Below are 24,355 nucleotides of genomic sequence, written 5' to 3'. Positions count from 1 at the left end.
CGCCCCCGTTGTCGTGCTACGTCCTACGCCCTCCCCGGCCGGTCCAGTATGGCCGCTGATGTACGCAGTGTGTACGCCGAGGGGCGGCTGCCGGGGCCCATGCGACGCATCGCTTTCAAGATGTGACCTGGCGGCAGCTGCCACCGCAGACCTGCGGGAATGCTGCGCAGCAGGGTACCGGTGAGGCGCAGGCGACGGGTGATGACGGGCGCCGGCGGCGCCGCCCGCCCGTACAGCCGGTGCGCGTAGCCGGGGAGGGAACCGTAGGCCAGTTCCGAGACCGGGCGCCACAGCAGGTTTCGGCCAGGGACGAGGAGGGCAGGGGTGGGCGGGCTCCGCAGGAAGGCGACCACGGCGCGGGCGTCGGGGCCGGCGGCGAGCTCGGGGCGGACCTTGTCGAAGTACGCGGCGAGGGCTGCCGTGTCGGCCGGGACGTGGGCCGGGTCGAGGCCGATGAGGCGGGCGCCCACGCGGTTCTCGTCGACGTAGCGGTCGGCCTGGGCGGGGGTGAGGGGGACGCCGGAGCGGCGCAGGATGTGCAGGAAGCTGTCGATCTGCGCGCAGTGCACCCAGAGCAGCAGCTCGGGGTCGTCGACGGGGAACCGCTCGCCGGTGGCGGGGTCGGTGGCGGACAGGCTCCGGTGGATCCTGCGGACGCGGGCCCCGGCGCGTTCGGCGGCTTCGGTGGTGCCGTAGGTGAGGGTGCCGACGAAGTCGGCGGTGCGCAGCAGCCGGCCCCAGGCGTCGGAGCGGAAGTCGCTGTTCTCCACGACCCCGCGGACGGCGCGCGGGTGCAGGGCCTGGAGGTAGAGCGCGCGGACCCCGGCGATCCACATGATCGGGTCGCCGTGGCACTGCCACGTGACGGACGCGGGCCCGTAGAGCCCCGGGTCGGCCCCGGGCGGCGTCGGTGCGCTCCCCCGCTCGGGCGGGGTCGGTGCACTGCCCCGGGTCGCGGCCATTCCCGTACCTCCCCGTATCGCCCTCTGCTCCAGCCTACCCACGCACGGCGGGCCGGAGCAGGGGTGCGCGACGGGTCAGGGGCAGCGGTCGGCCCTCACCCGGTCGGCCCGCGATACGGGTCCTACTCGGCGGCCGGCTTGCCGGGCTGGTCGTGCGTCGAGCAGTGGATGCCGCCACCGCCGGACGCGATGGTGTCGATCTTCACGGGCACGATCTCCCGCTGGGGGAAGTGCTCCTGGAGGATCCCCTTCGCCCGGTCGTCGGCCTTGGCATCCCCGAACCGGGGCATGAAGACGGCCCCGTTGGCCACGTAGAAGTTCGCGTAGGTGGACACGAACGCGTCACCGCGGCCGGTGATCCGGTCGAGGTCCGGCTGGGGCAGGTCGACGACCTCGAGGCGCTTGTCGCGCGCGTCGGTCGCGTCCTTGAACACCGTCCTCGCCTGGTCGGCCGCGCGCGACCACACGTCGGGCGGGCTGCCGGGAAACGCCTGGTCCAGGAGGACGACGCCCGGGGCGGTGAACCGGACGAGGCTGTCGACGTGCGCGTCCGTGATGTCCTGGCCGCGCACGCCGGCGAGCCAGATCACCTTCTTGATCCCGAGGGTGCTCTTGAGCTCGGACTCGATCTGGTCGCGGCTCTTGCCGGCATTGCGGTTCTTGTTGACCACCGAGCTCTCGGTGACCAGCAGGGTGCCCTGGCCGTCGGTCTCGAAGGAGCCGCCTTCGGCGACGAGCGGGGCCTGCACGCGCTCGATTCCGTACTTGGCGAGCAGGACGCGGCCGACCTGGGCGTCGTTGCGGTGCTCCTGCTTGTTGCCCCAGCCGCTGAAGTTGAAATCGACGCCGAGCAGCTTGCCGGGCTCCTCCACGAACACCGGCACGGTGTCCCGCGCCCAGAGGTCGTCCACCGGGACCGGGATCACCTCGACCTGCGAGCCGCACGCCTGCTGCGCCGCCGCCTGCTGGTCGGGCCGGGCGAGCATCACGACGGGTTCGTACGCGGCGACCGCGCGGGCCACGCGCGCGATGTCCTCCCGCACCGCGGGCAGCTGCTCGTACCAGACCCGCTCCAGTGCGGGCCAGGACATGAAGGTCCGGGCGTGGCTCTCCCACTCGGCGCCGAACCTGCGCTCGCCCGCCGGGCCGGGGGCGGGCGAGGTCTCGGCGCCGGCATCGGCGGGCTCGGCCGGAGCACAGGCGCCGGCTCCGGCTCCGAGGGCGAGCGCGCCGCCGATACCGGCGAAGGCGCGCAGGGCGGCACGACGGGACATGAAAGAAGGGGACGACATGGCTCCACTCTGGCACTGACTGAATATTCAGTCAATCCGCCGCGCGAGTCATCCGTTGCGGCGGTAGTGTCCACGGAGACCTTCACCGGCCCGTCCCCGGGACCGGCCGTGAGGACGGTGACGATCCCGACGTCCCGGCCGTCCTGGGCCCGCAGGCAGAAGGTCCGGCCGGCGCGCAGCGTGGCGAAGGGAAGCTCCGTGACGGGTTGGCTCTCGATGCCCTTCAGGCAATCGGCAAGCCCCCGCCGGCCGTCCTGCGTGATGTACGCATCACTGCTCTCGGGCACGTAGAACTCGGTGGCGCTCCGGCCGACGTACCAGGAGACGGTCTCCCGCGGCACGACCCGGCCCGCCCTGACGTCGAACTCGTAGCTCTGGTCCGGCGAGACGAGTTCGGTGCCGGTGTGGACGGCGGTGTACCCGGGGGCGGACACGGACGGGGCGGGAGTGGGCACGGCGGTGGGCGCGCCTGCGACGGCTCCGGCAGGATCGGCGGCCTCCTCGTCGTAGCCGTCGCCTCCGAAGTCGGGGTCGAGCAGCGCGAACGCCCCCGCGGCCCCCAACAGCAGGGCGGCGGCGGCCACCAGCGCCGTCCGGCCGCGCCTTCGGTCGGGCGCGGCCGCCCGTCTGCGCCCGCGCGGCTGCAGGTGCGGCGCCGCCGGGGGTTCCTGCGCCTCGGCCCGGACCTGCCGGGGGGTCGGCGCCGTACGCGGGGCGGCGACGGTGTGCGCCGCATCGAAGGCGGTGGCGGGCGCAGTGGGCGACGGTACGGGCAGGTCGGCGTGGCGGCGGACCTCGGTGGTGACCTGGTCCGGCAGCCAGTCGCCGGCGAAGCGCAGTTCGCCGCCGACCTCGGGGTGGCTGCGTACGGCCTCGATCACCTGGGCGGTGGTCGGCCGGCGCTCCGGATCCTTGGCCAGGCAGTGCCACAGCAGCGGCTGCAGCGCGGCCGGAACCCGGCCGAGGTCCGCCTCTTCGTGCACCACCCGGTAGAGGGCGGCGGAATCGGGCCCTTCACCGAAGGGCGGCGCGCCCCCGACCACGTACGCGGCGAGTGCGCCCAGCGCGAAGACGTCCGTGGCCGGGACCGCCGGCCGGCCCACCGCCTGTTCGGGGGCCATGAACGCGGGCGTGCCGACGCGCAGCCCGGTGCCGGTCAGCGCGCCCGCGTGCGCGGCCCGGGCGATGCCGAAGTCGATGACGCGCGGCCCGTCCGCGGCGATCAGGACGTTGGCGGGCTTCAGATCGCGGTGGACCACGCCGGCCCGGTGGATCTCCTGGAGCGCCTCGGCGATACCGGCGACGAGAAGGAGCACGGTGCGCGCGGGCAGCGGGCCGTGCGCGTGCACGGCCTGCTGCAGGGAGGGGCCGGGGACGTACGTGGTGGCCAGCCACGGGGTGGGGTCGTCGGCCCCCGAGTCGACGACCTGGGCGGTGTACAGCCCGTGGATGCGCTGCGCGCTGGTCACCTCCTGGGCGAACCTGCGGCGGAACTCGGGATCGCCGGCGAGTTCGGGCCGGACCACCTTGAGCGCCACGGGACGACCGCCCGGGGTGTACGCGAGGTAGACCCGGCCCATTCCGCCGACGCCGAGCCGTGCGACCACGCGATAGCCGCCCACCTCGCGCGGATCGTCGGCGGCGGGCGCCTGGAGGTGCGGAGCGGCACCCGGGTGTCGTGTCGTCATGTCGGCTCTCCCGGCGACGAGGGCGGATGTGCGGGGTGTTACGGGGGTGCGGCATTCGGTGCCCGTGCGGCGGCGCGCCGGCCGATCGGCACCGGATCCTATCCGACTGGAATTTCAGTCAGGAATGGGGTCATACGCGTCATGCGCACCCAGGTAGGGTGTCGGCTTGTGGCGGATCGTCGAACAGCAATCATGGAAGGAGCCGCGCGGGTGATCGCCCGTCGCGGCGTGCGCGGCCTGCGCGTGGAGGAACTCGCCGCGGAGGCGGGCGTGTCCACGGCGTTGATCTACTACCACTTCAAGGACCGCGCCGGGATCCTGCGCGCGACCCTGGAGTTCATCAACGACCGCGCGGGACGGTACACCACGGAGCGGGAGCCCGACGCGCCCCCGCTCGACGCCCAGGGCGAGCTGGAGGAGACCCTCCTCCTCGAGTTCCAGGACAGCCCCGAGGTACGGGAGAACAGCACGGCCTGGGGAGAGCTCCGGGCGACTGCGGTCTTCGACCCCGACCTGCGCGAGGAACTGGCCCGTGCCACGCTCGTATGGGTGCAGGAAGTGGGCGAGCTGCTGGGCCGCGTCCGGCCCATGGCGGGCGCCGCGGCGCTCGCCGGAGCCGCCGAGCGGCTGACGGCCCTCGTGGAGGGCCTGAGCTCGCGCTGGCTCAGCGGCAGCCTGCCGCTGGCACACGCGCGCGAGCTGATGACCACGGCCATCGCGGCCGAGCTCCGGCACCTGGCACAGCCGGGCCGGTAGCGGTACCGGGGCTCCCCCTCCACCTCACCCACTGCGCCGCCGAGGCCGGCCGCTCGTCCGACCTCTGCGACGAGCGGTTTTCTCGCACCCTGCATCTTGACTGAATTTTCAGTCAGTGTCAGAGTCGAGTCACGGCGCCTCCCCGCGCACGAGATCTGGAGGGTCCCATGAGCGCATCCGACGGCGAAAGCCGCTCCCTCCTCAGCCGCCTGTTCGGCTCCGCCGAACCCTCCCGCAGGCACGTCCTCGGTGCCGCCGGCCTCGGAGCGGCCGGTGTGGCCCTGGGTGCGACGGCAGCTGCCCCTCAGCGGGCGAGTGCGGCGGAGCCGGGCCGGTGGGTGGACCGGGACGACGTACCGCACGCCCGCACGTGGATGTCCTGGCCGTCCCGCACGTCCATCTGGGGCGGCCGGCGCCTCGCCGGGGTGCAGGAGGACATCGCCCTGATCGCCCGGACGATCGCCCGCTACGAACCGGTGGTCCTCTGCGCGCCCGACTCCGACACCGCCGCCAAGGCCCGGTCCCTGTGCGGCCCGGGGGTCACCGTCATCGGCTCGATCCCCACGGACGACCTCTGGATGCGGGACACCGCACCGGTCTTCCGCCGTGACGGCCGCGGGGGGCTCGACGCCCTCGGCCTCAACTTCAACGGGTGGGGGGACAAGCAGACCCACTCCTACGACGCCGATGTCGCGGAGCTGGTCGCGGACGACGTCCACCTGCCCTTCCGCCGGGCCGACTTCGTCGGCGAGGGCGGGGCGATCGAGACCGACGGCGATGGCACCGTGATGGCCACGGAGAGCAGCCTGGTCAACAAGAACCGCAACCGCGGCATGAGCAAGGCGGAGATCGAGGACGCCGTCCTCCATGCGTACGGCGCGGACAAGATGCTCTGGGTCCCCGGCATCAAGGGCAAGGACATCACGGACGACCACATCGACGTGACCTCGCGCTTCGTGCGCCCGGGTGTGGTGATGGTGCAGGTCCCGCCGGCGGACCGCAACGACGTCTGGGCACGGGACGCCCGCGAGCAGTTCTCGATCCTCTCCCGCGCCACGGACGCCCGGGGGCGACGGCTGAAGGTGATCCGGGTGGAGGGCCCCGACACCGTCCGGTCGAAGGACTCCCAGTTCGTCGACTCCTACCTCAACTTCCACGTGGTCAACGGAGCTGTCGTCACCGCCCAGTTCGGGGACGCGGCGAAGGACGCCGCCGCCGTGCGCGCCCTGGCGGAGGCCTTCCCCGGGCGGGCGGTCGTACAGATCGACGTCGACCGGCTCATGGCGGGCGGCGGCGGCATCCACTGCTCCACGATGCACGAACCCCTTCCGTAGCACGTCCGAACACCGAACACCGAGTACCGAGTACCGAGTACCGAGTACCGAGTTCCGAGTTCCGAGTTCCGAGAACAGTCCGCCGTACCCCCTTCCAGACGAGGCAGTATGCGACTGACACCGACCGAGCGGGACCGACTGCTCATCTTCACCGCGGCGGAACTGGCCCGCGCCCGGCGCCGCCGGGGCGTGAAGCTCAACGTCCCCGAAGCGACCGCGCTGATCGCGGACACCGTGTGCGAGGCGGCCCGGGACGGCCGCCGCCTGGCCGAGGCGATCGAGGCCGGCCGCGGCGTCCTCGACGCCGACGACGTACTGCCCGGCGTACCCGACGTGGTCACCACCCTGCAGGTCGAGGCGGTGTTCGAGGACGGGACCCGGCTCTGCGTCATCGACGACCCCTTCGGGCAGCACGGCGCACTCGGACCCGACGCCCCCGGCGCCGTCCTGCCCGGGGACGGCAAGGGCTACGACCGCGCCGGTCCGACGCTGCGGCTGCCCGTGCACAACACCGCGACCGTGCCCATCAGCGTCTCCTCGCACTTCCACTTCTTCGAGGCGAACCCCCGCCTCGCGTTCGACCGCGCGGCGGCGTACGGCGCCAGGCTCGCCGTCCCGGCCGGCTCCACGGTCCGCTTCGATCCCGGACGCACCGTCCTGGTGGAGCTCCTGCCGATCGGCGGGGCGCGCGTCGCCATCGGTTTCGCCGGGCTCGTCGACGGCCCGTTGGACGCCCCCGGCGCACGGCAGGCCGCACTGGCCAAGGCCCGCGCCACGGGTTACCTCACCGCATACCAGGAGCAGGATCAGGATCAGGAGCAGGCATGAGTGGCAGCATCTTCGACGCTGCGGGCTGTCACGGCCGCCCCGGCGCAGCCCCGGCGGACGGTACGGACCCGTACGCGTACACGGCGGTCCACGGCCCGCGCGCCGGAGACCGGGTGCGGCTCGGCGACTCGGGCCTGATCGTGCGGGTCGAGTCGGACTCGCAGCAGCCCGGTGACGAGTTCCTGGCCGGCTTCGGCAAGACCGCCCGCGACGGCCTGCACCTGAAGGCCGCAGCCGTCCGCGAGACCTGCGACCTGGTCATCAGCAACGTCCTCGTCATCGACGCCGTCCTCGGCATCCGCAAGACCAGCATCGGCATCCGCGAGGGCCGGATCGCCTCCGTCGGGCGGGCGGGGAACCCCGACACCCTGGACGGGGTGGAGGTGGTGGTCGGCACCGGGACGACCATCGTCTCCGGCGAGGGAATGATCGCCACCGCCGGCGCCGTCGACACCCACGTCCACCTGCTCTCGCCCCGGATCATGGAGGCTTCGCTGGCCTCCGGCGTCACCACGATCATCGGCCAGGAGTTCGGCCCGGTCTGGGCGGTCGGCGTCAACTCCCCCTGGGCCCTGCGCCATGCGTTCAACGCCTTCGACGCCTGGCCGGTCAACATCGGCTTCCTCGCCCGCGGTTCGTCCTCCGATCCGGCCCCGCTGGTCGAGGCGCTGGCCGAGGGCGGTGCGTCCGGCTTCAAGGTCCACGAGGACATGGGCGCGCACACCCGCGCCCTGGACACCGCGCTGCGGGTGGCCGAGGAGCACGATGTTCAAGTCGCGCTGCACACGGACGGGTTGAACGAATGCCTGTCGGTGGAGGACACCCTGCGCGTGCTGGACGGGCGGACCATCCACGCCTTCCACATCGAGGGCTGCGGCGGCGGACACGTCCCCAACGTGCTCAAGATAGCCGGCGTGCCGAACGTCATCGGCTCCTCCACCAACCCCACCCTCCCCTTCGGCCGGGACGCGCTGGCCGAGCACTTCGGCATGATCGTCTCGGCGCACGACCTCAAGGTCGACCTGCCGGGCGACGCCGCGATGGCCCGTGACCGCATCAGGGCCGGGACGATGGGCGCCGAGGACGTCCTGCACGACCTCGGGGTCATCGGCATCACCTCCTCGGACGCCCAGGGCATGGGGCGGGCCGGCGAGACCGTACGCCGTACGTTCGCCATGGCCGGGAAGATGAAGGCCGAGCTCGGCCCCCTGGACGGCGAGGGCTCTTTCGGCACGGCGGCCGGCGGCGACGACAACGAGCGCGTCCTGCGCTACATGGCCAAGCTGACCGTCAACCCCGCCATCGCCCACGGCTTCGCGCACGAGGTCGGCTCCATCGAGGTCGGCAAGCTCGCCGACATCGTCCTGTGGTGGCCGCAGTACTTCGGCGCCAAGCCCCAGCTCGTCCTCAAGGCCGGTTTCCCCGCGTACGGGGTCACCGGCGACCCGAACGCCTCCACCGACCGGTGCGAACCCCTCGTCCTGGGACCGCAGTTCGGCTCGTACGGAGCCACCGCCGCCGACATCTCCGTCGCCTTCGTCGCGGAAGCCGCCGTGGCCAACGGCGATCAGATGCCGACGCGCCGACGCCGCGTGGCGGTCCGCGGAACCCGCGGGATCGGACCGCGGAGCATGCTCCGCAACGCCCGTACCGGCACGGTCGATGTGCACCCCGGCACGGGCCTGGTGTCGCTGGACGGCGAGCCCCTCGTTTCGGCACCTGCCGATTCGGTCTCGCTCGGCCGTCTCTACTTCCTCTAGGCGGTCTCTTTCCGCCTCATGTCGCCGGCTCAGTACCGGCGGTTCAGCTCCACTTCGATCGCGTCCGCGAGGAGCCGGCGCGCGTGCTCCAGGGGCAGGGAGCCGCTGAGCCAGCGGACGCTGAGGCCTTCGAGGAGGGCCGTCAGACGTTCTGCCGCGGCCGCGTGCGCCGGGGCCGTACCCATGGGCCGGGCGTGGGCGAGCAGGTCGGCGATCTCGTGCACCCACGTGTGCGTGGCCCTGGCCACGTCCTCGCGCAGGTCGGCGTCGAAGACGGCGCTGGCCCTCAGCTCTCCCCACGCGGTGCTGTTCTCCCGTACCTCCGGCGTGTCCTGGAGCTCGAGGAGCAGGACCTGGGCCAGCTCGGTCCGCGGGTCGGCGGGATCCAGTCCGGGGTCGCGCTCGGCGGTGTAGCGGTCGGCGCGGTCGCTGATGAACTCCAGGGTCCGGCGCAGGATCCCGGCGCGATCGGTGAAGTGGTAGTAGATCAGCGAGGTGGACACCCCCGCCTCGGCGGCAAGCTCTCCCACGCGGAGCCCGCGCACGCCGCGGCGCGCGATCACTCGCGTGGCGGCCCTGAGTATTTCCGTTCGACGGTCTGACACGAGGGGTCACTCTACCCGCCGAGGCGGTCACCTGGGGCTATTTCCTGACCAGAGCGTCAGTCGCACTTTCCGTGCGTCGGCGCCACGATCTTGCCTGGTCAGAGGCAGATCACAGCACAATCGCCGATCAGTACGAGTGCACGTCCACACCTCACCGGGCGCACCGCCGACCGATTCGGCAACTCATGGGCCAGAATCATTGACTGAATTTTCAGTACGGAGGAGGATGCGGGGCACGCAGCCCCACCTCCCCTTCCTCCATGCTGACTGAATATTCACACAGGAGTGATCACGATGGATTTCCGGATGCCGGCCGAGTGGACCGAGCACGAGGGCTGCCTGATGGCCTGGCCGACGCGGCAGGAACTGTGGGGTGACGTCTTCGACGAGGTGAAGACGGAGTACGCACAGGTCGCGAGCGCGATCGCGCAGTTCGAGCCGGTGACCATGGTGGCGCTGCCCGGGAGCGGAGCCGAGGCCCGCGAGCGGTGCGGGGAGGGCGTCACCGTGGTCGAACTGCCGCTGGACGACTCCTGGTTCCGGGACTCCGGGCCGATCTTCGTGCTGGGGCCCGACGGACAGCGCGCGGGGGTGGACTTCCGCTTCAACGCCTGGGGCGGCAAGCACCACCCGTACGAAACCGACGACAAGATCGCGGCCGCCCTGCTGGAACACCTCGGCGTGCAGCGCATCGCCTCCCGGATGATCCTCGAGGGCGGCGCGATCACCGTCGACGGCGAGGGCACGCTGATCACCACGGAGCAGTGCCTCCTGCACCCCAACCGCAACCCGGGGATGAGCAAGGAGGAGATCGAGGCGGAGCTGATCGCCCGCCTCGGCGTCACCAAGGTGATCTGGCTGCCGTACGGCGGTCTGCTGGACACCGAGACGGACGGGCACGTGGACGGGGTCTGCGCGTTCGTCGCCCCCGGCAAGGTGGTCGCAGCGCTGCCGAGCGACCCGGAGCACCCCGACCACGAGCGGATGCGCGTGAACCGCGCCGTCCTGGAGGAGGCCACCGACGCCGCCGGGCGCCGCCTGGAGATCATCGACCTCCCGCAGAGCGCGTTCGTCGAGGTGGCCGGCCGGGAGACCGAGGTCGGGTACCTGAACTTCTACGTCGCCAACGGCGGGGTCGTCGTCCCGGTGGCGGACCTCCCCGAGGACGAGGGGGCGCTCGCCGTCATCGCCGCCGCGCTGCCCGGCCGCAAGGTCGTCGGCGTCCGCTCCCGCGTGATCGCGTACGGCGGCGGCGGCGTCCACTGCATCACCCAGCAGGTCCCCTCCGCGGTCCCCGCCGCCACCTCCCGTTGAGCACGGAAGAGAGAGCCCCGATGCCGAGATCCCTTCCCTGGTCCGGAGCCGGCAGGTCCGCGCTCCGGCGGGCTGCTCACCGGCCCTCCCCGCTCCGGCGGTACGCGCTGCCGGCCGCCGCACTCGCCGTGGTCTCCCTGGTCGCCGCCTGTTCCGGGCCGCCCAAGGACGGACCCGCCCCCGGGAGCGCCGCGTTCAAGCTGTCGGCGGGTACCCCTGCCGCCACGGGCGGACTGGACTCCTTCACCTGGGCGCTGTACGCGGAACCGCCCACGCTGGACTACATCTCCGCCTTCGACTACCCGCAGAACACGATCGTCTCCAATGTCTGCGAGAGCCTGATGCGGTGGACCCCGCAGCTCACCGTGGCTCCGGGCCTGGCGGAGAAGGCCACCAACCCCGACCCGACGACCTGGGTCTACGACCTCCGCCCGGGCGTGCACTTCCACGACGGCGGTGTGCTGAGCGCCGACGACGTGGTGTTCAGCCTCGGCCGGCAGCTGGACCCCGCCGGCGGATCGGCCTGGAACAGCAACTTCGCCAACGTCGAGGCGATCACCAAGACCGGCCCGCTCCAGGTCACGGTCAAGCTGAAGCAGCCCGATGCGCAGTTCCCGCAGTACATGGCGACCGCCGCCGGCGTCGTGGCCTCGAAGTCCGGTGTGGAGAAGGCGGGCCAGGACTACGGCACCTCGGGCAGCCTGGACTGCACCGGCCCGTTCAAACTCGGAACCTGGAACAAGGGCCAGTCGATCGAGCTCCAGCGCTTCGACGGCTACTGGGGCGCCAAGGCGAAGTCGGCGAAGGTGGTGTTCAGCTTCCTCACCGACCCCTCCGCCCGCACCAACGCCCTGCTCAACGGCGAGGCCGACGGCGGGTACCTGATCCCCACCGAGAGCTACGACCGGCTGAGCAAGAGCGGGGTGGGCACGCTCTACTTCGGCGAGGGACTCAGCACGGTCAACGTCAACGTCACCAGCATGAAGGGAGCGCTCGGCGACGTACGGGTGCGCCGGGCGCTGTCCATGGCGCTGGACCGCCGCGGATTCGTCAAGGCGGGCCTGGGCGGCGCGGGCACCGCCACCAACTCCCTCACCACCAAGGCCGTCTGGGCCACCGCCCCCGAAGAGGTCCGCAGAGCCGCCTTCGACGGGTTGCCGTCGCCCGAGCAGAACATCGAACAGGCCAAGACGCTGATCAAGGAGGCGGGCGCCACCGGCAAGACGGTCACCATCGCCACCAGTGCGATCGGCCAGGACGTATCGCTGCTGGCCACCGCGGTCCAGGCCGCCGGCAGCAGGATCGGGCTGGACGTCCGGCTCAAGACCATCGCCCCGAACGCCTTCACCGCGCTGTTCACCGACCCCCAGGCCCGCGAAGGCCTGGACATGTTCCCCGAGACGTACTACGACTCCATCACCGACCCGATGGACCTGCTGAGCAACTTCCAGACCGGGGCCTTCCAGAACTACGCCGGCTACAGCGACCCGGCCTATGACGACCTCGCCGCCAAGGCCCGGGCGGAGTACGACCCGGCCCGGCGGATGGCGGCGGCCGCCCAGCTCCAGAAGAAGGCCGCCGACGAGGTCCTGTGGATCCCCGTGGCCGAATGGCCCACGGCGGTCTTCCTGAACAAGCGGATCACCGGCGCGCCCACCACCATCTCCTACCTGTACCACCCGTGGGCCGCCGACGTCGGGGCGGCCGGGCGATGAGCTTCCTGAGATTCGCCCTGCGGCGGCTGGCCGAGATGGCGGCCACCGTGCTGGCAGCCTCGTTCGTCATCTTCGGCGCGATGTACCTGGCGCCCGGCAATCCGGCGAGCTTCCTGCTCGCCGGGCGCTCGGCCTCCCCGGAGGCGCTGCGGGCGATCAACGCGCAGTACCACCTGGACGAGCCGTTCGCGGTGCAGTACCTGCGCTGGCTCGGCCAGGTGGCTCAGGGCGACTTCGGGCGCTCGATCACGTACCGCACCGACGTGTCCCGGCTGCTGGCCGACCGCCTGCCCAGCACCCTGCTGCTGATCTCGATGGCGCTCGTGCTGGTCGTCGCCGTCGGTCTGCTGCTGGGCTGGACCGGCGCGGTCCGCGGCGGCGCCGCCGACTCGACGATCCTCGTCACGACCACCTTCGCGATCGGCACCCCGTCGTTCGTGGCCGCGGTCCTGCTCCAGGGGCTGTTCGCGGTGAAACTGCACTGGTTCCCCACCGGGGGCACCGGCGAGGGCCTCGGCCCGATGATGTGGCATCTGACGCTGCCCGCCGTCGCGTTGGCGCTCTACCTGATCGGGATGCTCGCCCGCGTCACCCGGGCCGCGATGCTCGAAGTCCTCGGTCAGGAGCACGTCACCGTGGCCCGCAGCCGCGGGGTCGCCGGGCACCTGGTCATCCGGCGGCACGTGTTCCGCAACGCCCTGGGCACGGTGCTCACCACCGGCGGGCTGATCGTCTCCACCCTGCTGGTCACCACCGTCCTGGTGGAGTCGGCGTTCAGCGTCGGCGGCATCGGCCAGCTGCTCGAACTGTCCACCACCACCAAGGACTTCCCCACCGTGCAGGCCATCTCCCTCATCATGGTCGCGCTGTTCATGACGGTGAACCTCGTCGTCGACCTGCTCCATCCGCTGGTCGACCCCCGGGTCGCCCTCGGCCCCGGGAAGCAGGCCGCATGAGCACCACCCTGCTGCGCCGGCCCGGCCTCGCCCGGATCCGGACCTCCCGCGCACCCCTGTCCGCGCTCTGCCTGGGCTTCGTCGCCCTGATCGTCCTCGTCGCCCTGCTCGCCCCCTGGATCGCCCCGTACGACCCGAACGCCGTCGACCTGGGCAACGCCCTGGCCGGGCCGTCCGCCGAGCACCTCCTCGGGGTCGACGCCTCCGGGCGCGACACGCTCTCCCGCCTGGTGCTGGGCGCCCGCACCTCCCTGCTCGGCCCGCTCGGCGTGGTGGTCTTCTCCACCGTGGCCGGGGTCGCCATCGGGACGGCCGCCGCCTGGCGGGGCGGCTGGCTGGACTCGGTACTGTCCCGCAGCACCGAGCTGGTCTTCGCCTTCCCGGGGATGCTGCTGGCCATCCTGATCGTCTCGGTCTACGGCGAAGGGCTGCTCGCGCCGGTCATCGCCCTGGCCATCGCCTACCTCCCGTACGTCAGCCGGCTCACCCGCTCCCTCGTCCTCGCCGAACGGACCCGTCCGTACGTGGAGGCGTACCGCGTGCAGGGCCACTCCGGGCTGCAGATCTGCCTGCGCCATGTCGTCCCCGGGGTCGCCCCCGTCGTCCTCGCCCAGTCCACGGTCAACTTCGGCTACGCCCTCATCGACCTGGCCGGCCTGTCCTTCCTCGGCCTGGGCGTACCCGCCCTGACGCCCGACTGGGGCCGCATGGTCTTCGACGGCAAGACCGCCATCCAGTCCGGATACCCGCTCTCGGCGATCGTGCCGTGCGCGGCCATCGTGCTGACCGTGGTCGCCTTCAACGTCGTCGGTGAACGCCGGGCCGACCAGGTCGCCGGGAGGGACCGTTGAACACCCTCGACATCCGGGCGCTGCGGCTGCAGCTGCCCCACACGGCCAGGCCCGTCCTCGACGGCGTCGACCTCACGGTCGCCGCCCGGGAGACCGTCGCCCTCGTCGGCGAATCCGGCTCGGGCAAGACGCTCACCTCCCGCAGCGTGCTCGGCCTGCTGCCGGCGGGAGCCGCCGCGGAGGGGTCGGTGCGCGTCGTCGGCGACGACGTCCTGACGATGACCACCGGACAGCTGCGGATCCTGCGTACGAGCACGGCGGCCATGATCTTCCAGGATCCGCGGGCCGCCATCAACCCGATGCGCCGCGTCGGCGACTTCCTCACCGAGAGCCTGCGCCTGAACGCCCGGATGGGCAAGGACGCCGCCGCGACGCGGGCGGTGCAGATGCTGGAGGCCGTCGGCCTCACGGGGGCGGCGCTGCGGAAGTATCCGGGGCAGCTCTCCGGCGGCATGCTGCAACGGGTCATGATCGCGGCCGCGCTCATGGGCGACCCCGCGCTGATCCTCGCCGACGAACCCACCACGGCCCTGGACGTCACGACGCAGGCGGAGGTGGTGGCGCTCCTCGGCGAGCTGCGCGAGCGCTTCGGCACCGGTCTGCTCTTCGTCACCCACGACCTCGGACTCGCCGCCGCCATCAGCGACCGCGTGTACGTGATGTACGCGGGCCGGATCGTCGAAACGGGCCCCGCCGAGGAGTTGTTCGCCCGGCCGCGCCATCCGTACACCGTCGCGCTCCTCGATTCGACCCCGCGCCTGGACGCGCCGCGGGGCCGACTCGCCGCCATCGAGGGCCGGCCGCCGAGCCTGCGCGAGGAGTTGGCGGGATGCCCCTTCGCCGCGCGCTGTGCGTACGCGACCGACCTCTGCGCGCAGCAGGCACCGGCCTTGCTGCCGCTCACGCAGGCCCCGGACCCGGGCCCGGCCGCCCACCTCGCCTCGTGCCATCACAGCGACCGGGTCGGGGCAGTGGGCCGGCCCCAGTCCCCGTCCCCCGCCTGAAAGGAATGCCACCCATGAGCAAGACCGTGCTGGAGGCCGTCGGCCTGCACCGGGCGTACGGGCAGGTCCGGGCCGTGGACGACGTCTCGTTCCGGCTGGCCGAGGGCGGTTCGCTCGGCATCGTCGGCGAATCGGGCTCGGGCAAGACGACCACCGCCCGCATCGTCGTGGGCCTCGAGCACGCGGACGCCGGCCGGATCCTGGTCCACGGCCGGGACCGGGGTGATCGCGTGCGCGGCAGGGCGCAGCGCCTGGCACGGGCACGGGAGGTGCAGATGGTCTTCCAGGACCCGTTCCTGTCCCTCGATCCGCGCACCACCGTGGGCGCGGCGCTGCGGGAGACCCTTGCCCTGCACTTCCCCGCCGCCGATCGCGACCGGCGGATCACCGAGCTGCTCGACCAGGTGGGGCTGGGGGCCCGGGAGGCGGACGCCCTGCCCCGGCAGCTGTCGGGCGGGCAGCGCCAGCGGGTCGCCATCGCCCGCGCGCTGGCGGTGGAGCCGGCCGTCCTCGTGCTCGACGAGGCGGTGGCCGCGCTGGACGTGTCCGTACAGGCGCAGATCCTGAACCTGCTCGCCGACATCCGCGAACAGACGGGCATCGGCTACCTGTTCATCACGCATGACCTCGGCGTGGTGCGGTGCGTCACCGACGACGTCCTCGTCATGCGGCACGGACGGATCGTCGAAGCGGGTCCGACCGCGCAGGTCCTCGCCGAGCCCCGGCATCCCTACACCCGGCTGCTGCTGGAGTCCGTACCCCGGCCGGGGTGGGACCTGCGGGGCATCGCGGCGGCCCGCCGCGCCCTCTGAGGGGGCGGGCGCGGCTCAGGGGCGTACGGCCGCCGTGGCGAGGCCGGCGACGAGGACGCGTACGGTCAGCTCGGGATCGACGCGGGAGTCCAGGGACTGGAGGGCCGCGAGCCCGTCTGCGGCGGCCGCGAGGGCCGTGCCCGGCGGAACGGGGTCGAAGGCGCCTTCGTGCTCGTCGGCCAGCACCTGGAACAGCCGGACGAAGCAGTCCCGCCAGCGCCGGTACTCCGCGTCCACCGCGGCCCGGACCCGGTCGTCGTTCAACGCGAACCAGTGGAGCGCGGAGTGCAGGCGTGAGAGGTCCGGGCCCTCGGGCTGCGTCAGCAGTCCGATCACGCGCTCGGCACGCTCGGAGAAGGAGCCGGGGCCGTCGACGGCGGCTTCCATCGGGCCGATCCATTCGGGCCCGATGTCCCGGGCGACGGCCACGATCAGGTCGGTCCGGTCCTGGAAGTGGTAGTGGCACATCCCGTGCGAAATCCCGCAGAGCGCGGCGACGTTGCGGGTGCTGAAGCGGGCGAAGCCCTCGCCTGCCAGCAGCGTACGGGCGGCTGCGATCAGCCGGGCGCGGGTCTGCTCACCCTTCGCCGAGGTACGGGCGGTACGGGAGGTGCGGGCCGGAGGGGAAGGCCGTCCGTCCGCGGCTTCTGCTGCCAGGTCTGCTGCCACGGCGCCACTCTAACGACCCGGTGTCCGCGGCACCGGCGAAAAGGATCAAGAACTCTCAACTCCCTTTTATTTCAGGGAGGTTGATGGCCCCAGATTATTGACCGAGCGCTCGGTCAGTAATACGTTCCGGGCCAGTCGGTGGAGCGATCCACCCCTGGCTGATCGGAGAACAGTGATGAACGATCACGCTGCACCCAAGGACCCGGCCGGCAGAACGCCCCGCCGGACCCTGGACAGGCGAGGCTTCCTGGCCGCGGCAGGCCTCACGGCCGTCGGCGCCGCACTGGCGGCGGCGGGCGGCGAGGCCTTCGCGGCCGCGCGGCCCCCGGCGAGGACGGCGGCCGCCGGCGGCTTCACCGTCCCGCTCGACACCGTCCGGCACACCCGTACGTGGATGGCGTGGCCCGACAGCTCGGCGATCTGGGGCCGCAAACTGGCGGGCGCCCAGGCCGACATCGCGCTCATCGCGAAGACCATCGCCAGATACGAGCCGGTCGTCATGTGCGCCAACTCGGCGAGCGTCTCGAAGGCGAGGAGCGCCTGCGGACCGGCCGTCACGGTCATCGGCTCGATCCCGGTCGACGACTGCTGGATACGCGACAGCGGCCCGGTGTTCCGCAGCAACGGCGCGGGCGGCCTCGATACGGTCGGCCTGAACTTCAACGGCTGGGGCAACCAGCAGACCCACGCCAAGGACGCCCTGGTCGCCGGGCGGATCGCGGCCTACGCCGGGGTTCCGATCACCACCGCCGGCTTCGTCGGCGAGGGCGGCGCGGTGGAGACGGACGGCGCGGGCACCCTCATGGCCACTCGCAGCAGCATCATCAACCCGGACCGCAACCCCGGCCTGACGCAGTCGCAGATCGAGGCGGCGATGTGCAGTGCCTTCGGGACCTCCAAGGTGATCTGGTTCAAGGGCGTCCTCGGCCGGGACATCACCGACGACCACGTCGACGCCACGTCCCGGTTCCTCGAGCCCGGCCGGGGGCTGGTCCAGATGCCGCTGGCGGGCGACACCGACCCCTGGTCGAACGACGCGCGCCAGCAGTACCAGATCCTCTCCACGTCCACCGGCGCCCAGGGCAACCCCCTCTCGGTCACCAAGCTCCAGGGCCCCGACTACAACCTGATCCGCTCGACCGACCCGAACTTCGTGGGCGCGTACGCCAACTACTACGTGTGCAACGGAGCGGTCATAGCCCCCCAGTTCGGCGATTCCCGCGCCGACGCCGGAGCCAAGTCCACCCTCCAGCACCTCTTCCCGGGTCGCACGGTCGAGCAGCTCAACATCGACCGCCTGGGCGCGGGCGGCGGCGGGATCCACTGCGTCACCCAGCAGCAGCCCGCCCCGTAACGACGGACGCAGGCAGCGGCCGGGCACGACGCCGACGGCGCCGAGGGCTGCACACCGGTTCGGTGCGCGGCCTCAGGGGGTGTCTTCCTGGTAGGAGTGACGCTGCCCGGCCCAGGGGTCGGCGATGTTGTGGTAGCCGCGTTCCTCCCAGAATCCGCGCCGGTCCTGGGGCATGTACTCAATGCGAACCGGGGCACGGGGCCGTAGTGGGAGACGGGCCAGCCCTTGACCGTGCGCTGCCCCGGAGGGAGGGGTTCGGCCCCCATCGCGTACCTCACCCTCCACCGCTCCCGACCGGGCACAAGCGGCGGGAAGGCGGCATTCAACCTTGCAGATGCGATCCATTGTGGCAGATTTGCCTCTTGGATGATTGACTAGAGCCACACGGGCCACTCTGGCCTGTTTCCGTGTCCGGATCCAGTCGCCCTGCCGGGTCGATGTTGGTTGACTGACACGCACACCGGCCCCGTGACGGTCGAGCGGCTCTCGCCGCCATGGGGAGCACCGGCCAAGAGGCCCCTGCATGCCGATCAGCGGTGTTCGGCACGCAGGGGCCCTGTGCGCCCCGGCCCTCAGCCGCACGCCCGGCGCCTGTTCGGATCGCCCGTTTTCGGGCCGCCATCCGACGGTTAACCGTCTCACGCACCGGAGCCTGGCTGGCATATGCACCCCACACCGGGGCATGCTTGCGCAGATGCGGCCGGAAACGGCGGCGGTGGCTCGAATGTGAGGACTGAAGTATGGCGGTTGTCGTCATGCAGCACGCGGCCGGGCAGGCTCCGACCGCCGTGACCAGGGTGCTCGCCGCAGCGGGTCTGGCCTCCCGGACGGTCTCGCTCGCGGCCGCTGCGGATCCGTCTGCGGACCTGAGCGGCATCGAGGGCCTGATCGTCCTCGGCGGCCCCCGGACCGCCCCGTCCGGCCCGTCCGCCCGGTCCGGCCCGTCCGCCCGGTCCGGCCGGCCCGCCTCGGGCGTAGCCGATCCGGCCCTCGTACGGGAAGCCCTGGCCGCGGAGGTGCCCGTGCTGGCCCTGGGAACCGGTACGCGCCTGCTGGCGCCGGCGAGAGGCGCAAGGGCCGCCGACCCCGGCACGGCTGCCGACCGCCCCCTGCTGGAACTCACGCCGGCCGCGGGGTCCGACCCGCTCTTCGCCGGAGCCGCGCCGCCCTCCCCCGGCCTGCGGCCGGCCCCCGGCTCCCTCGACCTGCCGGCCGACGCCGTCGTACTGGCCTCCTGCGACGGGTACCCCGAGCAGGCCTTCCGCATCGGCGCCAGCGCCTGGGGCATCCGGTTCCTGCCGCAGGGCGGCGATACGGAAGGAACGGCGGCCGGGCCCACCCTCGATCCTTGGGGGGAGCAGCTCCTGGGCCGGTTCGCCACCCTCGTGGCCGCCCGCGCCGAGCACACCGCCGCCCGGGCCTTCTTCACCCGCCGGGCGGACGCCTGGGAGGAGCGCTTCGCCTACCAGACCCCCGCCTACGAGGCCGCGGCCGCCCGGCTGCGGCTCGAGCCCGGCGGCCGCGCGGTGGACCTCGGCTGCGGCACCGGCCGGGCCATGCCCGCGCTCCGGGCGCAGGTCGGGCCCCGCGGCCACGTACTCGGCATCGACGTCACCCCGGCCATGCTGGCGGCCGCCGCCCGGCACGGCCGCACCCGCCACGGGCACCTCCTCGCCGCCGACTGCACCCGCCTCCCGCTGCCCGGCGCCTGCGTGGACGGCATCTTCTCGGCAGGGCTGCTCGACCATCTCCCGGACCCGCTCGCCGCCCTGCGCGAATGGGCCCGCGTGAGCGCGGCCGACGGCGTCCTGCTCCTGTTCCACCCGTCGGGCCGCGCGGAGCGCGCAGCCCGCCACGGCCGCGCCCTCGACCCCGCCGACCTCCTCGCCGAGCACAACCTGCGGCCCGCCCTGGAGGCGACGGGCTGGCACCTGGACGCGTACGAGGACGGCGCCGACCACTTCCTGGCCCGCGCCGTTCCCCGCGGCTGACCGTCAGTCCTGAACGATCGTCCAGGGGCGCATCAGGTCGTCGTCCTCGTGTTCGAGCAGGTGGCAGTGGTGGATGTACGTCGCGGGGAACTCGGTTCCGCTGTCCGGAATCGACGCGATCGTTTCCGTCGGCGGGCTGAATTCCCGGCAGATGATCCTGGTCACCGTCTCCGGATAGGATTTGACCGTGTCCTTTTCGGACAGCGCTTCGTCCGGGTCCGGCGGAATCGGCGGGCCGGTGAAGTACTTCTCCAACACCGGGATGTCCCCCGGTTTGCGGCCACCGTCGATCCACTTTTCGTAGTCCGCCTGGTAGGCGGCTGCGTCGATCGGCTGCCTGTTCAACACCTGGAAGTTGACGAGGTGGACATGCATCGGGTGGGCGTCGTGGTTGGGATTGATGTACTCCCAGATCTCGGTCGAGCCCGCCTTGATGAAGTCCTCGGACGGCTCCATGAACGGCACCGCGTTGAACGTCATGGTGCTGAAGAGCTTGTGCTGGTACACGACCCACTGCCGCCGACGGGTGTCCGGTTTCGGCACGATGGGTTCCGCCGTGGGCAGCTTGAGGTCCTTGGGCGGAGTGCTCCTGTCCGGGCCTCCGGACAGTCGCTTGGTGACCCGGAACTGCATGATCTCCGAGATCTGCGGTCCCTGGCCCGGCATGCCGGGGTAGTGGACCGGTGCGTGGTAGTTCGTCATCGTGATGTTCGTGCCCATGGGCATCTGGCTGAAGTCGACGATCAGGTCGTACCGCTCGGCCGGCCCGATCAGGAAGTTCAGCATCTGCAGCGGAGCACGGAAACCGCCGTCGGTGCCGATCAGCCAGAACGGCAGGTTGGGCTGGAGCAGTACGTCCGTGGGGACGTCGAACCTCAGCCGCCAGAAGCGCTCGTTCGACGCGTTGAGAATGCGCAGCCGGTAGCGCCGCGGCTCGACGGCCAGGAAGGGGTACGCCTTTCCGTTGACGACCGGGGTGTCCTCGCCCTCCTGCAGGGTCATGGTGTAGGCGAGCGAGCCGTCCGGGTAGAAGGTCCGGTCCTGCAGGATGAGGGGGACCTCGAATGCGCCGTGCGGCAGCCCGAGCTGCTCGTCCTCCGGGTCACGGATGACGTAGAGACCTGCCAGGCCCGCATAGACGTTGAGGCTGGTCATCCCCATGCCGTGGTCGTGATACCAGAGCAGGGACGAACGCTCGTGGTTGGTGTAGGCGCAGATCGCTTCGTTGGGTTTGACCCGGCTCGGGTCCAGGGTGGTGTACGACTCGGCGTGAATGCCGTCCGGGCTGAACGAATGCAGCGGCATGCCGTCGGACTGCGGCGCCGTGAAACCGCCGTGCTGGTGCACGACGTTCCACACATTGACGTTCGGGGGAAACGGCTGCATGGGCTCGTAGGGCGGCGGCGGGATCGGGGTGAGCTGGGGGTCCCCGGTGCGAATGCCGTCGATCACGGATTGGAACAGGTGGGTGGTCGGCAGGTGGTTGCGGTACTTGACGACGGTCGGGTGGTCCTTGTCGACGCTGATGGTCGGACCGAGATAGCCCATGCCGATCGCCTTGCGAGGGCTGTGCGGGTTCTTGGCCCAGTAACCCCACACGGTTGCCGGCCCGAGGTCGCGGTGGAATTGCCAGGAGCCCTGCCGCATCGTGTATTCGTAGTAGTCGGCGCCCGGATAGACGGAAGGATCCGGGATGGCCGTCACCGGCGTGGGCAGCGCGTCGACGTACTTCGTCAGCGGAGGGGTCTTCGGCACCGTGGTGTCTGCAGACCGTGACCCATGCCCGTGACCGTGACCGTCACCGTCCGATGCATGCGCTGGCGTTCCCAGAACACCCCCCGGAAGCATGGCCGCACCCCCCATGGCACCGGCCATGAGGAAGTCTCTTCGCCCGACCATCGTCTCCGCCCTTTCCCTCGCCTCGCCTCACGCTCAAGGGATACAAGGCTGGTTCGGAACGTTGCCGCAGCTCGCCGGTCCGGTCCGGGAAAGACACTCATTGAGCGGCAATTCGGCAGACATCAGAATTGGAATCCAATTATTCGGAATTGGAACCTGATGATGATCGCCGGTTGCGCCACCCCTCAGCGGCGGACGCGGGGCATGCCCAGGCCGATCCAGGAGATGATCTCGCGCTGGATCTCGTTGTTCCCGCCGCCGAAGGTGAAGATCACGGCGCTGCGGTAGCCGCGTTCGAGCTCGCCGTGCAGCACCGCGCCCGCGGAGCCGTCCTTGAGGGAGCCGGCCGCGCCGACCACCTCCATCAGCCAGGCGTACGCGTCCCTGCGGGCCTCCGAGCCGTACACCTTGACGGCGGAGGCGTCCTGCGGGGTCAGCGTGCCGTCCTGGACGGCGTTGACCATCTGCCAGTTGAGCAGTTTCATCGCGTCGAGCCGGGCGTGGGTGCGGGCCAGGCGGCCGCGGACCCAGGAGAGGTCGATGACGCGGCGGCCGTCGGCGAGCTTGGTCCCGGCGGCCCAGCGCTGTACGTCGTGCAACGCCCGGATGGCCATGGTCCCGTGGGCGGCCAGGGTGACGCGCTCATGGTTGAGCTGGTTGGTGATCAGGCGCCAGCCCTTGTTCTCCTGCCCCACGCGGCGGCTCGCGGGAACCCGGATGTTCTCGTAGTGGCTGGCGGTGGTGTCGTGCGAGGCGAGGGTGTTGATCAGGGTGCAGGAGTAGCCGGGGTCGGCGGTCGGCACGAGGAGCATGGTGATGCCCTTGTGCGCAGGGGCGTCCGGGTCGGTGCGGACGGCGAGCCAGACCCAGTCGGCGGTGTCGCCGTTCGTGGTCCAGATCTTCTGGCCGTTGACCACGTACGTGCCGGTCTCCTCGTCGCCCTCGCGGACGGCCTTGCACTTGAGCGCCGCGAGGTCGGTGCCGGCGTCCGGCTCGCTGTAGCCGATGGCGAAGTCGATCTCGCCGGCCAGGATCTTCGGCAGGAAGTACGCCTTCTGCTCGTCGGTGCCGAACTGCATGATGGTCGGTCCGACGGTGTTGAGCGCCATCAGCGGCAGCGGTACGACGGCCTGCGCGGCCTCGTCGAAGAAGATGAACTGGTCCATCGGGGACATCCCGCGGCCGCCGTACTCCTTGGGCCAGCCGACCCCGAGCCAGCCGTCGGCGCCGAGCCGGCGGATGGTCTCCCGGTAGAAGCGCTTCTGCGCGGCCGGGTCCTCGTAGCGGGCGTAGACGTCCTGCGGCACCAGCTCGGCGAAGTAGGCGCGCAGCTCAGTGCGCAACTGCTGCTGCTCAGGCGTGTATTCGAGGTGCACGGCCCCTCCGGGTGTCTCGCGGTCCAGCCGGTCGCTGTGGTGGCGGCGCACAGAGTAGAACGTGTTCCAAGAAGGGGGAAGGACTCGCGGGCCGCCGATTCCGCCGACCTCCGGCGGGGCGCGGACCCGTGGCGGACAATGGGCTTGCGTGGCAGGGGAGTTCAAGGGACCGGGGGGACACATGGACAAGGCCTGGGAGCAGGAGTTCGCCGGCCGGGACCGGATGCCGCAGCGCCGGGACCGCACGCCCGCGGACCGGCCGCCCGCCGACCGCGTACCGGCGGACCGGCTCCCCGCCGCCCGGGCGGAGCACTCCGCGGGCGTGACCCAGATCCACGAGCCGGGAGCGCTCCCCGTCGACCCCGGGGTCCCCGCCCGCGAGGGGTGCTGGGAGCTGCTGCCGGGCGACGTCCGGGCCAAGACGCTCGAGAAGGCGGGGCGGTCCCTGGTGTGGTGGGCCCGGGTCTACGACGACGGCGCCCCGTTCGCGGTGGTGTTCGGAGACCGGGGGCTGTGCCGGGTCCAGCCGGTGTACCGCAACGGCCGCGCCGAGGAGCACCGGGGCGAGCGGGCCCGGGTGGAGCCCGGGTCGCTGCTGAGCCGCTCCTTCGACGGGCGTCCGGCGCAGGCGGGCGGCGGCGCGGCAGCGCCCGGCCGGCCCGGTGCACCGGTGGAGCGGCTGGTCCTGGACCCGCCCCAGGCGCAGGGGGTGCTCGGGCACTTCCCCCTCGACGTGCAGGACTTCCTGCAGCGCCCCTTCCTGGCCGACCGGCGGACCGTCACGGCCGAGTGGTACTACGAGGAGACCGTCGAGCCCTCGCACACCGGCCTGTTCGTCCTGCTGTGCCTGTCCACCGACCGCCACGTCACCGCGGTCGAGGCCCGCCGCACCCTGGACCGGGGCGCGACGCCGGACCGGGCCCGATGGCAGCACATCACCTGCCACCAGGCCCGGCTCACCCCCCGCTGACCCGCGCGACGGCGTCGGTCCGGTTGCGCGGGGAGAAGGCCGGCTCGGAGGAACCCGGGTCGGCGGCCTCGGGGATGACGACGCACTCGTCGCTCTCCGGAAGACGTCGCTGAAGGCGACGGTGATCACGCCAGGGGGCTCCGAGCATGATCAAACAGCTCTTCCGCGCCACCGGAAAGGATGGTTTCCCGCCCTATTGTCCATGGCATTCACCCCCTT

General features: G+C 71.8%; 20 protein-coding genes and 1 pseudogene. 13 read left to right on the top strand and 8 right to left on the bottom strand.

All coding sequences use genetic code 11. From position 1 onward, the window contains the following. Window positions 1-23 precede the first annotated feature (23 nt). The 3 genes from OG299_RS34150 to OG299_RS34140 form a co-directional block, all read right to left on the bottom strand. The gene (locus OG299_RS34150) at window positions 24-962 is read right to left on the bottom strand and encodes an oxygenase MpaB family protein (RefSeq protein ID WP_327363570.1); all 939 of its coding nucleotides are present in this window, start codon (window positions 960-962) and stop codon (window positions 24-26) included. A 122-nt stretch (window positions 963-1,084) separates the two neighbouring features. After that, a complete protein-coding gene (locus tag OG299_RS34145; protein WP_327363569.1) occupies window positions 1,085-2,053 on the bottom strand; it encodes an agmatine deiminase family protein in 969 nt (322 codons plus the stop codon). Continuing rightward, window positions 1,948-3,942, bottom strand: coding sequence for a serine/threonine-protein kinase (locus tag OG299_RS34140; RefSeq protein ID WP_327363568.1), 1,995 nt, complete (start codon window positions 3,940-3,942; stop codon window positions 1,948-1,950). Before OG299_RS34140 ends, OG299_RS34145 begins: the two co-directional genes overlap by 106 nt. Before the next feature lie 192 nt (window positions 3,943-4,134). Between OG299_RS34140 and OG299_RS34135 the strand changes: the two genes are divergently transcribed. From OG299_RS34135 to OG299_RS34120, 4 genes are all read left to right on the top strand, one after another. Further along, window positions 4,135-4,698 (top strand): TetR/AcrR family transcriptional regulator, encoded by a 564-nt coding sequence (locus tag OG299_RS34135; RefSeq protein WP_327363567.1) that lies wholly within the window; start codon window positions 4,135-4,137, stop codon window positions 4,696-4,698. Between the two features lie 167 nt (window positions 4,699-4,865). Further along, window positions 4,866-6,032 (top strand): agmatine deiminase family protein, encoded by a 1,167-nt coding sequence (locus OG299_RS34130; RefSeq protein ID WP_327363565.1) that lies wholly within the window; start codon window positions 4,866-4,868, stop codon window positions 6,030-6,032. A gap of 108 nt (window positions 6,033-6,140) precedes the next feature. Continuing rightward, window positions 6,141-6,860, top strand: a complete 720-nt coding sequence (gene ureA / locus OG299_RS34125) for an urease subunit gamma (RefSeq protein WP_327363564.1) — start codon at window positions 6,141-6,143, stop codon at window positions 6,858-6,860. After that, window positions 6,857-8,620, top strand: coding sequence for an urease subunit alpha (locus tag OG299_RS34120; protein WP_327363563.1), 1,764 nt, complete (start codon window positions 6,857-6,859; stop codon window positions 8,618-8,620). Before ureA ends, OG299_RS34120 begins: the two co-directional genes overlap by 4 nt. 29 nt (window positions 8,621-8,649) lie before the next feature. Here the strand turns inward: OG299_RS34120 and OG299_RS34115 are convergent, their stop codons facing one another. Further along, on the bottom strand, window positions 8,650-9,225 hold the full coding sequence (locus OG299_RS34115; protein ID WP_327363562.1) for a TetR/AcrR family transcriptional regulator: 576 nt from the start codon (window positions 9,223-9,225) through the stop codon (window positions 8,650-8,652). 294 nt (window positions 9,226-9,519) lie between these two features. On the opposite strand from OG299_RS34115, the gene OG299_RS34110 reads away from it, so the two are divergent. From OG299_RS34110 to OG299_RS34085, 6 genes are read left to right on the top strand one after another with little or no spacing between them, the layout of a single operon-like run. Beyond that, entirely contained in the window at window positions 9,520-10,539 is a 1,020-nt protein-coding gene (locus tag OG299_RS34110; RefSeq protein WP_327363561.1) for an agmatine deiminase family protein, read from the top strand. 20 nt (window positions 10,540-10,559) lie between these two features. Beyond that, entirely contained in the window at window positions 10,560-12,254 is a 1,695-nt protein-coding gene (locus OG299_RS34105) for an ABC transporter substrate-binding protein (protein ID WP_327363560.1), read from the top strand. Further along, window positions 12,251-13,210: an ABC transporter permease gene (locus OG299_RS34100; RefSeq protein WP_327363559.1), complete on the top strand. Its 960-nt coding sequence runs from the start codon at window positions 12,251-12,253 to the stop codon at window positions 13,208-13,210. Before OG299_RS34105 ends, OG299_RS34100 begins: the two co-directional genes overlap by 4 nt. Continuing rightward, window positions 13,207-14,061: an ABC transporter permease gene (locus OG299_RS34095; RefSeq protein ID WP_327363558.1), complete on the top strand. Its 855-nt coding sequence runs from the start codon at window positions 13,207-13,209 to the stop codon at window positions 14,059-14,061. The genes OG299_RS34100 and OG299_RS34095 overlap by 4 nt, the downstream gene beginning before the upstream one ends. Beyond that, entirely contained in the window at window positions 14,058-15,065 is a 1,008-nt protein-coding gene (locus OG299_RS34090; protein WP_327363557.1) for an ABC transporter ATP-binding protein, read from the top strand. Before OG299_RS34095 ends, OG299_RS34090 begins: the two co-directional genes overlap by 4 nt. A gap of 14 nt (window positions 15,066-15,079) precedes the next feature. Continuing rightward, the gene (locus OG299_RS34085; protein ID WP_327363556.1) at window positions 15,080-15,877 is read left to right on the top strand and encodes an ABC transporter ATP-binding protein; all 798 of its coding nucleotides are present in this window, start codon (window positions 15,080-15,082) and stop codon (window positions 15,875-15,877) included. 15 nt (window positions 15,878-15,892) lie between these two features. Here OG299_RS34085 and OG299_RS34080 read toward each other — a convergent pair whose 3' ends face one another. Next, window positions 15,893-16,546, bottom strand: a complete 654-nt coding sequence (locus OG299_RS34080) for a TetR/AcrR family transcriptional regulator (protein ID WP_327363555.1) — start codon at window positions 16,544-16,546, stop codon at window positions 15,893-15,895. Window positions 16,547-16,721: 175 nt separating this feature from the next. Between OG299_RS34080 and OG299_RS34075 the strand changes: the two genes are divergently transcribed. Next, on the top strand, window positions 16,722-17,900 hold the full coding sequence (locus OG299_RS34075) for an agmatine deiminase family protein (RefSeq protein ID WP_327363554.1): 1,179 nt from the start codon (window positions 16,722-16,724) through the stop codon (window positions 17,898-17,900). Window positions 17,901-17,972: 72 nt separating this feature from the next. On the opposite strand, the pseudogene OG299_RS34070 reads toward OG299_RS34075, so the two are convergent. Beyond that, a pseudogene (locus tag OG299_RS34070) lies at window positions 17,973-18,083 on the bottom strand (sulfite oxidase-like oxidoreductase); the annotation flags it as partial. Between the two features lie 557 nt (window positions 18,084-18,640). Between OG299_RS34070 and OG299_RS34065 the strand changes: the two are divergent. Continuing rightward, on the top strand, window positions 18,641-19,891 hold the full coding sequence (locus OG299_RS34065) for a methyltransferase domain-containing protein (RefSeq protein ID WP_327363553.1): 1,251 nt from the start codon (window positions 18,641-18,643) through the stop codon (window positions 19,889-19,891). A 3-nt stretch (window positions 19,892-19,894) separates the two neighbouring features. Here the strand turns inward: OG299_RS34065 and OG299_RS34060 are convergent, their stop codons facing one another. Continuing rightward, window positions 19,895-21,646: a multicopper oxidase family protein gene (locus OG299_RS34060; protein WP_327363552.1), complete on the bottom strand. Its 1,752-nt coding sequence runs from the start codon at window positions 21,644-21,646 to the stop codon at window positions 19,895-19,897. A 329-nt stretch (window positions 21,647-21,975) separates the two neighbouring features. Beyond that, on the bottom strand, window positions 21,976-23,166 hold the full coding sequence (locus OG299_RS34055; RefSeq protein WP_327364647.1) for an acyl-CoA dehydrogenase family protein: 1,191 nt from the start codon (window positions 23,164-23,166) through the stop codon (window positions 21,976-21,978). A gap of 148 nt (window positions 23,167-23,314) precedes the next feature. Between OG299_RS34055 and OG299_RS34050 the strand changes: the two genes are divergently transcribed. Continuing rightward, entirely contained in the window at window positions 23,315-24,136 is an 822-nt protein-coding gene (locus tag OG299_RS34050) for a hypothetical protein (RefSeq protein ID WP_327363551.1), read from the top strand. Window positions 24,137-24,355: the final 219 nt, after the last annotated feature.

The sequence above is a fragment of the Streptomyces sp. NBC_01296 genome (assembly GCF_035984415.1).
GTDB lineage: Bacteria > Actinomycetota > Actinomycetes > Streptomycetales > Streptomycetaceae > Streptomyces.
Note: the sequence above shows the minus strand (reverse complement) of the source record. Positions and strands in the feature narration are given on the sequence as shown.

Bases quoted from the DNA above. Each gene is read 5' to 3' on its own strand.
- OG299_RS34150 (WP_327363570.1), bottom strand. From the start codon at position 962: ATGGCCGCGACCCGGGGCAGTGCACCGACCCCGCCCGAGCGGGGGAGC.
- OG299_RS34145 (WP_327363569.1), bottom strand. From the start codon at position 2,053: ATGTCCTGGCCCGCACTGGAGCGGGTCTGGTACGAGCAGCTGCCCGCG.
- OG299_RS34140 (WP_327363568.1), bottom strand. From the start codon at position 3,942: ATGACGACACGACACCCGGGTGCCGCTCCGCACCTCCAGGCGCCCGCC.
- OG299_RS34135 (WP_327363567.1), top strand. From the start codon at position 4,135: ATGGAAGGAGCCGCGCGGGTGATCGCCCGTCGCGGCGTGCGCGGCCTG.
- OG299_RS34130 (WP_327363565.1), top strand. From the start codon at position 4,866: ATGAGCGCATCCGACGGCGAAAGCCGCTCCCTCCTCAGCCGCCTGTTC.
- ureA (WP_327363564.1), top strand. From the start codon at position 6,141: ATGCGACTGACACCGACCGAGCGGGACCGACTGCTCATCTTCACCGCG.
- OG299_RS34120 (WP_327363563.1), top strand. From the start codon at position 6,857: ATGAGTGGCAGCATCTTCGACGCTGCGGGCTGTCACGGCCGCCCCGGC.
- OG299_RS34110 (WP_327363561.1), top strand. From the start codon at position 9,520: ATGGATTTCCGGATGCCGGCCGAGTGGACCGAGCACGAGGGCTGCCTG.
- OG299_RS34105 (WP_327363560.1), top strand. From the start codon at position 10,560: ATGCCGAGATCCCTTCCCTGGTCCGGAGCCGGCAGGTCCGCGCTCCGG.
- OG299_RS34100 (WP_327363559.1), top strand. From the start codon at position 12,251: ATGAGCTTCCTGAGATTCGCCCTGCGGCGGCTGGCCGAGATGGCGGCC.
- OG299_RS34095 (WP_327363558.1), top strand. From the start codon at position 13,207: ATGAGCACCACCCTGCTGCGCCGGCCCGGCCTCGCCCGGATCCGGACC.
- OG299_RS34085 (WP_327363556.1), top strand. From the start codon at position 15,080: ATGAGCAAGACCGTGCTGGAGGCCGTCGGCCTGCACCGGGCGTACGGG.
- OG299_RS34075 (WP_327363554.1), top strand. From the start codon at position 16,722: ATGAACGATCACGCTGCACCCAAGGACCCGGCCGGCAGAACGCCCCGC.
- OG299_RS34065 (WP_327363553.1), top strand. From the start codon at position 18,641: ATGGCGGTTGTCGTCATGCAGCACGCGGCCGGGCAGGCTCCGACCGCC.